We start from the raw sequence: 13,691 nt of genomic DNA on the forward strand, positions 1-13,691 counted from the left end.
GAACTGTACTTTTATAATTAAACAAAATCGGAAGAATAGTCTATTATCTTGTGCACCAATCCTGTTTTCGGGCGCGCACATCATAGCCTAAAATGGATGGTTTTGAAAATTTTCGCCCACACTTCGTTTACATTTTTGCAAGGTAGTTAACATGTCGCCACGCTCACGCCGTGAGTCCTCCACGCCTTCCTCTCGTTCGCGTAAACCCGGTTTTAAACACTCGACTTCGACCAATAAAACCAAACATCATTCATCAAAGAACCGTAAAAAACCGGCGAGTACTAAACCTAAAGTAGCCCCTGAAGATCGCAAGGTGATCGTGTTTAATAAACCATTTGATACTCTGAGCCAATTTACTGATGGTGAAGGCCGAAAAACACTCGCTGACTTTATCCCAGTAAAAGATGTCTATGCCGCTGGAAGATTAGACAGAGATAGCGAAGGCCTAATGGTACTGACTAATGATGGCATACTGCAGGCCAAGCTGACTCAACCAAAATCTAAGTCACCGAAAACGTATTGGGTGCAAGTTGACGGAGCACCTTCAGAGTCTGATCTCGATAAGTTGAGGAAGGGTGTTGAGCTTAAAGATGGCATGACTCTACCCGCAAAAGTTGAAGTGATGGCAGAACCCAATGTATGGGAACGCACCCCTCCTGTTCGCTTTAGGGCCAATATTCCAACGACTTGGCTGGCAATCACCATTATCGAAGGAAGAAACCGTCAGGTTCGCCGCATGACCGCTAATATTGGCTTCCCAACTCTACGTCTAATTCGATATTCAATGGGCGATATTAAGCTAGGTGAATTACAGCCAGGTGAATGGAAAGAAATCCTGATCTAATTACAGACACGATTACTCCGCACATACAAAAACGGCGCTTCAATTGAAGCGCCGTTTATATTCACTATCAGCGAAAAGCTTATTCTGCGTCTTTCTCTTTTGCAGCCGTTACTGCAATCGCAAGCTCTTCAAGTGCTGCTGGGTTTGCAACACTTGGTGCATCGGTAAGTAGACACGCCGCCGCTGTTGTTTTAGGGAACGCGATAACGTCACGGATGTTCTCCGTACCACATAGCAGCATAACCAGACGGTCTAGGCCGAATGCAAGACCTGCATGTGGAGGCGTACCAAATTTCAAAGCGTCAAGTAGGAAGCCAAACTTAAGCTGCTGTTCTTCTGCATCGATGCCTAGAATATCAAACACCGCTGCCTGCATTTCTGCGTTGTGAATACGAACAGAGCCACCACCAACTTCGTAGCCGTTGATAACCATATCGTAAGCATTTGAGTTCGCTGCTGCTGGGTTTGCTTTCAATTCTTCAGCATTCACACCTAATGGAGAAGTGAATGGGTGGTGCATTGCGTGCAGGTTGCCTTCATCGTCTTCTTCGAACATTGGGAAGTCAACAACCCATAGCGGAGCCCATGCGTTCTCGTCTGTTAGTTCAAGGTCTTTACCCAGTTTCAGACGCAGTGCACCCATTGCTTCTGCAACTGTGTTCGCTTTATCTGCACCGAATAGAATGATGTCGCCAGATTCAGCTTGAGTGCGATCCAGAATACCGTTAATCACATCTTCATTTAGGAATTTAGCCACTGGAGATTGGATACCTTCCATGCCTGCTGCACGGTCGTTAACCTTCATCCATGCCAGACCTTTCGCACCGTAGATGCCAACGAACTCACCGTAACCATCAATCTGCTTACGAGTTAGAGAAGCACCACCTGGTACGCGAATCACTGCAACGCGACCTTTCTCATCGTTTGCTGGACCAGAGAATACTTTGAACTCAACGTCTTTTACTAGGTCAGCAACATCTACTAGCTCTAGTGGGTTACGTAGATCTGGCTTGTCAGAACCGAAACGACGAATCGCTTCAGAGAAAGGCATCACTGGGAATTGTCCTAGGTCTACGTTTAGTAGCTCTTGCCACATATCGCGAACCATTTTCTCGGTCGTAGCACGAACTTCATCAGCCGTCATGAAAGACGTTTCGATATCGATCTGAGTGAATTCTGGTTGACGGTCAGCACGTAAGTCTTCATCACGGAAGCACTTAACGATTTGGTAGTAACGGTCAAAACCAGACATCATTAGCAGCTGTTTGAATAGCTGCGGAGACTGAGGTAGCGCGTAGAACGAACCTTTGTGAACGCGGCTTGGTACTAAGTAGTCACGTGCGCCTTCTGGCGTCGCTTTAGTTAGAACTGGAGTCTCAATGTCTAGGAAACCATTGTCATCTAGGAAACGACGAACAAAGCTAGAAGCTTTAGCACGTAGCTTGATGCGATCGCTCATTTCAGGGCGACGAAGATCTAGATAACGGTACTTTAGACGCTGCTCTTCAGAGTTCTTCTGGTTAAAGTCTAGTGGCAGAACGTCCGCACGGTTGATGATTTCAAGACCTTTCGCGATGATCTCAACTTCACCCGTCGCCATATCTTTGTTTACTTGGCTATCTGGGCGAACACGAACTTCACCAGTTAGCTTGATACAGAATTCATTACGAAGTGTGTTAGCTACTTCATACGCATCTGCCATATCTGGATCAACAACTACCTGAACGACGCCTTCACGATCTCGCATATCGATAAAAATAAGACCGCCTAAATCACGACGACGGTTAACCCAGCCGCAAAGTTCTACAGTTTGTCCTGCAAGGGACTTGTTCAGGTGACCACAGTAATGGGTACGCATAATGAATTTCCCAATCTCTTTAAATTCGTTAATTACTCGATATCAGCGTTTTCCTAGCTGATAGCGCAAAGATCCATTTATACGCTGAAAGTCATTCAAAATCGACTACTCAGAATACAATTTATTGCTATTTATCTAGTTTTGATGCTTTTTAGCGCAATAAAAGAGCAAAACCACATCAATCAGAAAAAATTGGCGCTGATTATAGCTTGAAAGTACCGTTCTCTTCAAAACTCTCGTAAAGTGGTTAAGCGTTAAAGGTAGAGATGGCTCAATATGGATGGATTCCCCCTAAGACTTGGCTTGACCATGTGGTCTCACAACAACTGGCAACAAAGCTTCTACGGTAGTGGCACCAAGCCCGCCGAAAGGCTAGAAAAGTACGCTCAGGTTTTCCATACTGTCGAAGGGAATACGACATTCTACGCCACACCAAGTGTTTCAACCGTGCAGAACTGGCGAGCTGCGACGCATGATGATTTCAAATTCACTTTTAAGCTGCCAAAAGCGATCACTCACCAACAAATGCTACGAGGCAGTCAAGGGCCACTCAATGAGTTCATGCAAATCATGGCACCTTTGCATGACCGCATCGGCCAGTGGACCATTCAGTTGCCAGCGGCTTTTGGCCCAGAACATCTCAGCGACCTGCAAAGATTCTGCGATTTATTCCCACCAAACTTCCCTATTGGCGTTGAAGTTCGACACCCCGCTTTTTTCGCTAAAGGTGAAGAAGAGCGTCAATTGAACCAGTGGCTGCACGAGAAAGGCTACGACCGGATCATCATGGATAGCCGGCCTGTGTTTGCAGCAAAACCGGACAATGAAGCCATCATTGATGCACAGCAAAAGAAACCTAAAGTCCCAGTACACGCTATCGCCACAGCCTCACACCCCATGATTCGCTTTATCGGTCATCCAACGGAGTCTGAAAACTACGCTTTTTTCACCCCTTGGCTGAAAAAGCTACCAGAGTGGATAGCCGAAGGTAAGCAACCTTATGTAATGATTCATACCGCCGACAATATTATTGCGCCAGAACTTGCGGGTAATTTGTACAAAATGCTGCAAAACAATACTCAATTGCCTGACTTATCAGCATTCCCCGGCAAATGATGGCAATTCGCAGTTACAGATGTTCTGAGTAGAATTGTCTCAACACATGACACGAGCGCGATTTTCTCATAAAATACGCGCCTTTTTTGATGCCACTGCGAAACTTGTCAGAGAATCGATTATGAATCCTAAGAGCAATCCAGATACGATGTTTTCCGCTCCTATCGATAAATAGGAGACTTCACGTTTGATGAGCGTGTTGCAGAAGTCTTTCCTGATATGATTCAGCGATCTGTTCCTGGGTACAGTAATATCATCTCTGCCATTGGCATGTTGGCCGAAAGGTTCGTTAAACCGCATTCAAACATTTACGATCTTGGCTGCTCACTCGGTGCCGCGACGTTATCCATGCGTCGTCATATTCAGCAGGAAGGTTGCCAAATCATTGCAGTCGACAACTCGTCCGCCATGGTTGAGCGTTGTAAACTGCACGTCAATGCTTACCGCAGCGATACACCTGTGGATGTGGTGGAAGCAGACATTCGCAATATCGAAATCCAAAACGCTTCTGTCGTGGTACTCAATTTCACGCTGCAGTTTCTTTCACCTCAGGATAGGTATACTTTGCTGGAGAAAATCTATGCGGGTCTGCGTCCGGGGGGCATTTTGATCTTGTCAGAAAAGTATGTGTTTGAAGATCAAGTGTCTAATGAACTGCTCATCGACCTTCATCATGACTTTAAGCGCGCCAACGGTTATAGCGAATTGGAAATCAGCCAGAAGCGCAGTGCGATTGAAAACGTCATGCGCCCTGATTCGAAAAAGGAACACAAAGAGCGTTTTGCCGAAATCGGCTTTAGTAGCTTCGATGTCTGGTTCCAATGTTTCAACTTTGGTTCAATGTTCGCGATAAAGTAGCGAAAAATGAGTCGTTCGCTCAGTATGTTGGGCTAAATTGTTTAATTTATTATCAGTGAAAAACTATGTTTAACTTTGCCAATTTTTATCAGTTAATTGCCACGGATACGCGCCTTCAGCCATGGCTTAATGTTTTACCTCAGCAGCTAACCGATTGGCAAAACGCAGAGCACGGTGATTTTGGTCGCTGGCTAAAAGCACTCAACAAAATCCCTGAAGGTTCACCTGATCAGGTTGATCTGAAGCACTCTGTCACTATTGCGAACGATACTCCGTTCCATACTGGTGAGCTGAAAAAGCTAGAAAACTTGCTCCGTACGTTCCACCCTTGGCGTAAAGGCCCATATCATCTGCACGGCATTCACATTGATACAGAGTGGCGCAGCGATTGGAAATGGGATCGCGTGCTACCACACATCTCACCACTTAAGAATCGCAGTGTCCTTGATGTTGGCTGTGGCAACGGTTACCACATGTGGCGAATGCTGGGCGAAGGCGCGCGATTGTGTGTAGGTATTGACCCATCACATTTATTCCTGATTCAGTTTGAAGCAGTACGCAAGCTAATGGGCGATAACCAACGTGCGCATTTGCTGCCACTGGGTATCGAACAGCTACCGAAACTTGAAGCATTTGATACTGTGTTCAGCATGGGCGTGCTATACCACCGCCGCTCTCCACTCGACCACTTGATTCAACTTAAAGATCAGCTTGTGGCGGGTGGTGAGTTGATTTTGGAAACGTTAGTCATTGAAGGTGATGAAACTTCCGTGCTTGTACCAGTTGACCGCTATGCTCAAATGCGTAATGTCTACTTCTTCCCTTCTTCAAAAGCCCTCAAAGTGTGGCTAGAGCAAGTAGGATTTGAGGATGTTCGCATCGTTGACGAAAACGTCACTTCTGTCGATGAGCAGCGCACAACTGACTGGATGACGCACAATTCCCTGCCAGACTATCTTGATGCCAACGACCCAAGCAAAACAGTGGAAGGTCATCCGGCACCTCGTCGAGCAGTACTTGTCGCCAAAAAACCTAATTATGATTAATTATTGACAGACTCCTAACTTTTTAGGTACTTCAAATACTTAATCTAAACACTAAAAGACTCTAAAATTTAGGATGCTGACTGCGTCCTATTTTTTTGCAGTGCATCACTAATCAATACTCAATACAATCTATCAGGGCAATGTGCCTTGTGAGACCAACGAGTAATGATCTAAACTCCTAATTTATAAACAACTTAATCTAATTCAGGATTTTCAATGTTTACCAAATTGACTCCGGTCATTGCGATTGCCTTACTTTCAGGCTGCACGCTCACCAACAGTGAGCAATACCATCAGGAAACCCTTGCAGCGATTCAATCTTCAGAAACAAATCTCACACAAAAATTTACTCGTTTAGAGAGTCAGGTAAGCGATCAAGCCGAACACATTGAAAATCTACAATCTAAGGTCGACATGCTGGATAAAGAGCTGATGAAGTTCAAATACGAAGCCATGGCCGAAGTAAAGAAAAAGCGCGAACCAGTACTGGTGCCTACTCAAGTCCAAGTTCAAGCTGCACCGACTCAAGACGTTGTGTTAGGTGAGATTGAAAAAGTGACCATAGATTCTATCAAGCAGGCATTTGACACTCGCATCGATACCGGTGCAGCCACGTCTTCACTCAATGCCGTAAACATCGAAGAATTCGAGCGTAATGGCAAGAATTGGGTTCGTTTTCACTTATCAGATGGTGAAACCGCGTTAGATGACACGAATTGGATTGAAGCCCCTATCATCCGCTTTGTGAAAATACGACAAGCAACAAGCGATAAAATGGAACGCCGCGCGGTCGTAGAATTGTGGGTAAGATTGGGCAAGATTCACGAAAAAACACAGTTCACTTTGGCAGATCGTTCTCAGATGACCCATCCTGTGTTATTGGGTCGTGAATTTATCCGAGATATTGCAGTGGTGGATGTCAGTAAACAATACATCCAAACGAAAAACGAACAAATACAATAAGGTAGCTTATGACGTCTAAAGTCCCTTTTTATATATCGGTCGTCCTGCTTATTATTGCAGGCATCGCTTTAAGTATGTTCAGGCATCAGACTTATGGCGTTCCTTGGACACCGGGAGAAACCCGTCAAGTTTGGGATATTGAAGCCCGTGTCGAGTTTAATGCTCAGGCTAAACCTGTTAAGGCGTCACTAGCCGCACCACATACTCAAAACGGGTTCACGCTGATCAGTGAATCTTCTTCATCACCAGGCTACGGCGTTTCATACGTTAATACTGAAACTGGGAGAAGAGCTGAGTGGTCAATTCGCCACGCAGTAGGCGCACAAACTATCTACTACAAAGCGCAATTCCTTGTGGATCCTCAGGCGAAAGTCGAACCACTCAAGCCAGATCAAGATATCACCCCACCAACCTTTGACGGTCCGACAGAAGCCGCGGCGATCTCTTTAATTGAACGCGCCAACAAACGCTCTGCTGATGACATCACGTTCACTCGTGAACTGATCAAAATCCTTAACGATTCAGATAGCCAAAACGCTGCTCTATTGCTGAACAAAATGTCCAAAGTGGAAGCGGTCGATAAAATCCTTGCTCACGCTCAAATACCAAGCAAAGTGGTTGGTGTCATCGAGTTAGAAGATGGCCGTCGACGTCAGACTATTCAGCAGATGAACCAAGTATGGAATGGTAAAGAGTGGATTCTGTTTAATCCTCAGAACGCTAATCAAGTCATCGCTGAGAACATCCTAGTCTGGGATGAGTCCAATGTATCACTGCTTGATATCATCGGCGGCCAAAACAGCCAAGTTCACTTCTCGATGATCGCTCAGGAAGTCTCACCAAAACAGGCGACTCTGGACAAAGTTGAAGCAGACGGTCTACTTAACTTCTCTATCCATAGTTTACCACTTGAAGAGCAGGCGATGTTTAAAACCATCATGCTGATTCCGATTGGTGCACTTATTGTGGTGTTCCTACGTGTCATCATTGGCCTGAAAACCTCCGGTACCTTCATGCCAGTCCTGATTGCGGTTGCCTTCGTTCAGACTCAGCTTGTCACTGGTATTGTCGGCTTCTTGCTGATTGTCGGTACCGGTCTGGTAATACGAAGTTATCTCTCAAGGCTAAACTTGCTGTTAGTCGCTCGGATTTCTGCAGTGATTATCACGGTCATCATGATCATCTCGGTCTTCACGGTAGTCGCGTTTAAGATTGGTTTGACAGAGGGTCTGTCGATTACCTTCTTCCCGATGATCATCCTTTCTTGGACCATCGAACGTATGTCGATTCTATGGGAAGAAGAAGGCGCTAAAGAGGTTATGCTGCAAGGCGGAGGTTCATTAGCAACGGCCGTACTGGTTTACCTAGCGATGACCAGCACTTACATTCAGCACCTGACTTTCAACTTTATTGGTCTTCAGCTGATTGTTCTGGCAGGTATTCTGCTACTTGGTACTTACACGGGTTACCGTCTAACAGAGCTACGTCGCTTTAAACCACTAGCGGAGGACTAAACGATGCTGACACGTTTAACTTCGCAGTTTACATCGCCAGATAAGCTTCGCCATAAAGGTATTATGGGCATGAATCAACGTAACCACAGCTACATTGGTCGTTACAATGATCGCTCAAAATACCCGTTGGTAGATGACAAGCTTAAAACGAAAATCATTGCTCAGCAGCATGGTGCCACGACACCTGAGTTAATTGGCGTGATCAGTAGCCAAGTGGAAGTCAAAACCATTCATAAGATGGTCAAAGACTGGCCTGGCTTCGTTATTAAGCCCGCTCAAGGAAGTGGTGGTAAAGGCATCTTGGTTATCACCTCTCACAAGGACGGTATCTACACCAAACCGTCTGGCGCTACGATCAACCAAGAAGACGTTGAACGCCATATTAGTAACGCACTGGCGGGTCTTTTTTCGCTAGGTGGTAAAAACGATGTTGCTGTTGTTGAAAACCTGATTAAGTTTGATGACTGCTTCGACGGGTTCAGCTACGAAGGTGTACCCGATGTGCGAATCATTGTTTTTAAGGGCTACCCTGTCATGGCAATGATGCGCTGTTCCACTGCCGCCTCTGATGGTAAAGCAAATTTACACCAAGGTGCGGTAGGTGTCGGTATTGATATCGCGACAGGTCGTGCAGTGAGAGCCGTACAATTCGATCAACCCGTTACGCATCACCCCGATACAGGTAAAGAACTCGCTACGCTGCAAGTACCTCATTGGGAACGCTTGTTAACATTGGCTTCGAGTGCATGGGAAATGACAGGCTTGGGCTACATGGGCACTGACATGGTTCTGGATAAAGAAGAAGGGCCTATGGTGCTTGAGCTAAACGCACGTCCGGGCTTAGCTATCCAAATCGCCAATGGCGCTGGGCTACTGCCTAGACTGCATCATATAGAAAACCTTGGCTCACCAAGAGTTTATCCAAGCGCAGAAGAACGCGTCGCTTATGCGGCCAAGCAGTTTGGTATATTCGCCAATGAAGTGACAAGCTAAAAGCTTTCAATAACTCAAAACCCGCGACATGCGGGTTTTTTAATCGCTGAAGTAAAACTATCAAGCCAAATTCACACTAGCGTGCTCCTTGCACAAACCGTATTTTAACTTGATCTTATCTGCCACTTTTTCGGCAATCATTATTGTTGGTGCATTGGTATTGCCACCTACCAAAGTGGGCATAATTGAGGCATCAACAACTCTTAAGCCCTCAATCCCATAGACGGAAAGATTACTGTCTACCACAGCCAATGCATCTTGCTCTGTTCCCATTTTGCAAGTTCCGACCGGATGATATTGAGTGTCAGCACGGTTTCGAATGTCCTGCTCAATCGCACTATCATCACTCACATCAACGGGGTAAAAACTGTCTCCTCGCACATCATCAAACACCTCATTTTCTAGCATCCGATGCTGCTTTTTCCACGCCTTAATCATCACCGACATATCATCGGGGTGGCTGAAAAATGCAGGGTCAATGCTTGGTGAATCATACGGGTCTGCACTTCTAAGCTTGACTGTCCCTTTGCTCTTGGGTCTCAGCAAGGTGACGTGGCTGCTGAAGCCATGACTCAGATGGATTTTCCGCGCGTGGTCATCAACAACAGCGACAACAAAGACAAATTCAAGATCGGGAACTTGTACTTCATCATCAGAACAAAAGAACCCAATTCCCTCTGCGTAGTTACTTGTTAACTTCCCGCTCCGATGGCGTCGCCATTGGGGGATCGCTTTACCTATATCTACGGCCATTTGTAATGAAATACCAAAAGTCGAGCGCTTGGCATTACATGTATAGGAATGGATCAGATCAATATGATCTTGCAGATTCTCACCCACCCCCGCGAGTTCATGGACCTGGTAAATACCGTGTTTATCCAGCTCTTCTTTAGGTCCAACACCGGATAGCAGCAAGATTTGTGGCGAACCAAATGCCCCAGCAGAAAGAATGACTTCTTTTCGGCACTTAATCTGAAAGCGCTTTCCTGCTAAGCCATACTCCACACCAATAGCTTGCTTATCACGAAACAGGACTTTATGAGTTGTAGCTTTAGTTACAACGGTAAGATTAGGACGAGACAAATTGGGAGTCAGGTACGCTTTAGCCGCACTACAACGCTCACCATTGAGCTGAGTCACTTGAGTTGCCATCGCGCCGAGTTGCTCAACGCCATTGATGTCCTTATTTCGCGGTATACCAATAGACTCACATGCCTGTAGGTACTTCTCAAGCATCTCACTTGGGCAACGTAGATCAGTGACATTCAGCGGTCCACCTTGGCCGTGAAATTCATCCTGGTGGACTTCGTTATGTTCAGCCTTTTTGAAGTAAGGCAAACACTCGTCATAGCTCCATCCGACATTGCCTAAACTTGACCACAAATCATAGTCATAGCGATGCCCGCGTGCGTACATCATGGCGTTGATCGAACTTGAACCACCCAGTGTTTTACCACGTGGCTGATAGCCTTTGCGCCCGTTGAGGCCTTTCTGTGGAACCGTCTCAAAACCCCAGTTATTGTGTTTAGTCGGCATCATTGCGACCATTCCGACAGGAGTATGAATAAAGGGACTGGTATCTTTACCACCAGCTTCTAATAGGCATACGCTGATAGTGGGATCTTCAGATAAGCGGGCCGCTAACACGCACCCGGCAGAACCTCCACCGACAATAATAAAATCATAGCTGTCCATCAGTTAATTCCTCAGCACAAATTCAGGGGCATATAGAAGTGGGGAAACGCCCCTATTCGCACAAGTACGCACTTGGATGTGCAGACTGCCCTGCGAATCTATTTGGCTTGTTCTTTGAGTGCAGGATCAGGTTTTCCAACAAACCATCGAACCGCCAGTTTCTGAATCGGATTTCCATAGGGCGGCGTAAACAAAGCGATTGGAAACCACCGACGCATCTGCAACACACTGCGCGCGTGGCTAAGTTCACGAAAGCCTTCTTCCCCGTGATAATTGCCGATTCCAGAATTGCCAACCCCGCCGAATGGCACTGAATGATTCAGCACATGCCATCCCCAGTCATTGATCGTCACGCCACCACTGTGTGTTCGAGCCAGTAACGCTTCGCGCTGTTGCTGATCATGACTAAATAGATAACACGCGAGAGGTCTTGGACGCTGATTAATGTAATCAGTGACTTGCTCCAAATTCTGATAGCCGTGCACCGGAAGCAGTGGACCAAAAATCTCTTCCTGGCAGATACGCATCTCAGGCGTTAGTTGGGTGGCGATGAACAAGGGCGTCTTGCGTCCCTCTCCATCCTCTGAACATTGCGTTATGACCGCTCCTTTGTGGCGAGCATCCTCTAACAATTCTTGGAAACGTTGCGCCTGTGCATCATCGATTAGAGAGGTATAGTCATGATTACCTCGAATCGATTTGTACATTGCTTTGTGCGCATGGGACACGGCAGTGACAAACCGCTCCACTTTGTCTTCGGGGACAAACGCATAATCTGGCGCGATACATATCTGCCCAGAGTTAAATGCTTTGCCATGAGCCACACGTTGAGCAGCAAGCTCAATATCAAAGTCATCAAAAACAATAACCGGAGACTTGCCCCCTAGCTCCAACGTCACCGGAGTAAGATTCTTAGCCGCATTAGCCATGATAACTTTGCCGCTCTTCGGTGAGCCGGTAAAAACAAGATGGTTAAATGGAAGACTCGAAATATCCATCGCTTGTGGATGGCTACCCTCTACGACGCGGACCAAGTCGGTTGAATAAATCTCGCTCAATAACTTCGTCAATACTCTCGTCACTGCTGGGCAGTTCGGGGGCATTTTTATCATGCATCGATTGCCCGCGGCTAAAGCAGTAACCAGCGGACCAACAGAAAGGTAAATTGGGAAGTTCCATGGGCAGATAATACCAACCACTCCTTTGGGCTGATATCTCACCTCAAGCCTATTGCCTTTGAATAGCCACTCCGTAGGGCGACGGCTCGGTTTCATCCAGCGTCCAATGTGGCTTAAGACATGATTGATATCCAGTATCGGGGCTAGGACATCCGCCATAATCGACTCGGTATGACTACGGCCACCAAAGTCTTCACTCATCGCATCAGCGAGAACATCTTGATATCGAGATAACTGTTGCTTAAGTGCTCTTAAGCGTTGCTTCCTGACGCTCAAACTTGGCAATGGTTCATTTTGGTATGCCAATTGAAGCTCATTGAACCAAGTTGTCAGCTCACTTACTGAAGCGTCAGACGCCAGTGTATCGCTGTCGGCTAAGTGTGTTGCCATCGTATTCATCTAAGTGACCTCGCATGTCCCAATACCTTATTACAACATTTTGCTAACATGACGCACAGGTGGTAGAGAGACATAAAGCGGTGAAATTCGGACACAAATAACAGATCTAAAGACATCCTTAGGCTATAAAGTATCCTCAAGCTGACAATGTGTAAGGGAAAGGGAAGAAAGGAAAATGGAGTATAGTGCGGTTTATGAACCCGATATGCAGGCTTTTGGTATCCTAGATGTACAGCTGTTAACTAGATATCTGGAGCATCAGATTCCAGTCGAAGATCTGCTTAAAGGCAGTGGTATATCACTTGCGGAACTCTACTCTCCAGACACACATATCACCCTCGCTCAGAAGCTAATCATTTTTAGTAATGCGACAAACCTGTCAAACGAGCCTGCTCTGGGTTTAAAAATAGGTCAACAAGCGCGTTTCAGTGACTTTGGTGTTCTTGGTTATGCGGCTTTTAGCAGCAGCACGCTACTCGATGCCTTGCTACTTGGCTTCAAATATCTGCGTCTTGCCGGCCCCGTACTAAGAAAGAAAATGTGGATTGAACAAAATCACGGTTATTTTCGCGCAGAGCAACTTATCGAGCTCGATTCGCTGCTTCCTTTTTGCTGCGAGTACTGGTTTGCTACCATTCAGAATCTGTGTGAAGAGGTAATGCAACAACCATTTCCTTCCCATGTACTTAAGTTTCCTTACCCGAAGCCAGAGTATGGAGACTTATATAACGAGCTGTTTCGCTGCCAAATTGAATTTGATAGCCAAGAGCTGGAATGGGAATTTGACGCTAGCCAATTACACAACCCTCTGCCGTCAGCGAACGCAATGACGCTACAGATGTGCTTAAAGTCCTGTGACGAGATGTTGGCTAAAGTGAGCAGTACGCCAAATTTGAAAGAAAAAATCACTCAGATATTCATTGAGCGGCCTGGTCGCTACCCCTCGATTGAAGCGCTCTCTTCTGAGCTAGGAATGTCATCTCGTACATTACGTCGCCACCTCAAGGCCGAACAAACGGGCTATCAACAAATATTGGATCACGTCCGCTTCCACCTCGCAAAATATTACCTTGTTTCAACAGGTTTAAATATCGAAGAAATTTCTGAGCGGGTAGGCTTCTCAGACAGTGCAAATTTCCGCCATGCGTTTCGCAAATGGAATGGCTGCTCACCGAAAGCGTTTCGTAACCAAGCCGCTGACGCTAAACAAAAAAATACCCGCTAACT

Annotated in this window: 9 protein-coding genes and 2 pseudogenes; 8 read left to right on the plus strand and 3 right to left on the minus strand. The window is 46.2% G+C overall.

What is annotated here, in order from left to right; translation table 11 throughout:
• The first annotated feature begins 151 nt into the window (after window positions 1-151).
• Window positions 152-844: a pseudouridine synthase gene (locus tag VIC_RS23460; RefSeq protein WP_039952555.1), complete on the plus strand. Its 693-nt coding sequence runs from the start codon at window positions 152-154 to the stop codon at window positions 842-844.
• Between the two features lie 79 nt (window positions 845-923).
• Here the strand turns inward: VIC_RS23460 and aspS are convergent, their stop codons facing one another.
• Window positions 924-2,702 (minus strand): aspartate--tRNA ligase, encoded by a 1,779-nt coding sequence (aspS, locus tag VIC_RS23465; protein ID WP_006962888.1) that lies wholly within the window; start codon window positions 2,700-2,702, stop codon window positions 924-926.
• A 276-nt stretch (window positions 2,703-2,978) separates the two neighbouring features.
• Between aspS and VIC_RS23470 the strand changes: the two are divergent.
• The 6 genes and pseudogenes from VIC_RS23470 to VIC_RS23495 all read left to right on the plus strand — a co-directional run bounded on the left by VIC_RS23470 (window position 2,979) and on the right by VIC_RS23495 (window position 9,192).
• Window positions 2,979-3,846 (plus strand): annotated as a pseudogene (locus tag VIC_RS23470) (DUF72 domain-containing protein).
• A 93-nt stretch (window positions 3,847-3,939) separates the two neighbouring features.
• Window positions 3,940-4,676, plus strand: a pseudogene (gene cmoA / locus VIC_RS23475) (carboxy-S-adenosyl-L-methionine synthase CmoA).
• A 65-nt stretch (window positions 4,677-4,741) separates the two neighbouring features.
• A complete protein-coding gene (gene cmoB, locus VIC_RS23480) occupies window positions 4,742-5,722 on the plus strand; it encodes a tRNA 5-methoxyuridine(34)/uridine 5-oxyacetic acid(34) synthase CmoB (protein ID WP_006962894.1) in 981 nt (326 codons plus the stop codon).
• A 216-nt stretch (window positions 5,723-5,938) separates the two neighbouring features.
• On the plus strand, window positions 5,939-6,685 hold the full coding sequence (locus VIC_RS23485; protein WP_006962895.1) for an ATP-dependent zinc protease family protein: 747 nt from the start codon (window positions 5,939-5,941) through the stop codon (window positions 6,683-6,685).
• A gap of 8 nt (window positions 6,686-6,693) precedes the next feature.
• Window positions 6,694-8,199, plus strand: a complete 1,506-nt coding sequence (locus tag VIC_RS23490; RefSeq protein ID WP_006962897.1) for an inactive transglutaminase family protein — start codon at window positions 6,694-6,696, stop codon at window positions 8,197-8,199.
• Window positions 8,200-8,202: 3 nt separating this feature from the next.
• Complete coding sequence (locus tag VIC_RS23495; RefSeq protein WP_006962898.1) at window positions 8,203-9,192, plus strand: alpha-L-glutamate ligase-like protein; 990 nt, start codon at window positions 8,203-8,205, stop codon at window positions 9,190-9,192.
• Between the two features lie 60 nt (window positions 9,193-9,252).
• Here VIC_RS23495 and VIC_RS23500 read toward each other — a convergent pair whose 3' ends face one another.
• On the minus strand, window positions 9,253-10,887 hold the full coding sequence (locus tag VIC_RS23500) for a GMC family oxidoreductase (RefSeq protein ID WP_006962899.1): 1,635 nt from the start codon (window positions 10,885-10,887) through the stop codon (window positions 9,253-9,255).
• A 98-nt stretch (window positions 10,888-10,985) separates the two neighbouring features.
• Window positions 10,986-12,464 (minus strand): coniferyl aldehyde dehydrogenase, encoded by a 1,479-nt coding sequence (locus VIC_RS23505; RefSeq protein ID WP_006962900.1) that lies wholly within the window; start codon window positions 12,462-12,464, stop codon window positions 10,986-10,988.
• Window positions 12,465-12,639: 175 nt separating this feature from the next.
• On the opposite strand from VIC_RS23505, the gene VIC_RS23510 reads away from it, so the two are divergent.
• Window positions 12,640-13,689 (plus strand): AraC family transcriptional regulator, encoded by a 1,050-nt coding sequence (locus tag VIC_RS23510; RefSeq protein ID WP_006962901.1) that lies wholly within the window; start codon window positions 12,640-12,642, stop codon window positions 13,687-13,689.
• The last annotated feature ends 2 nt before the right edge of the window (window positions 13,690-13,691 follow it).

The organism is Vibrio coralliilyticus ATCC BAA-450 (assembly GCF_000176135.1).
GTDB lineage: Bacteria > Pseudomonadota > Gammaproteobacteria > Enterobacterales > Vibrionaceae > Vibrio > Vibrio coralliilyticus.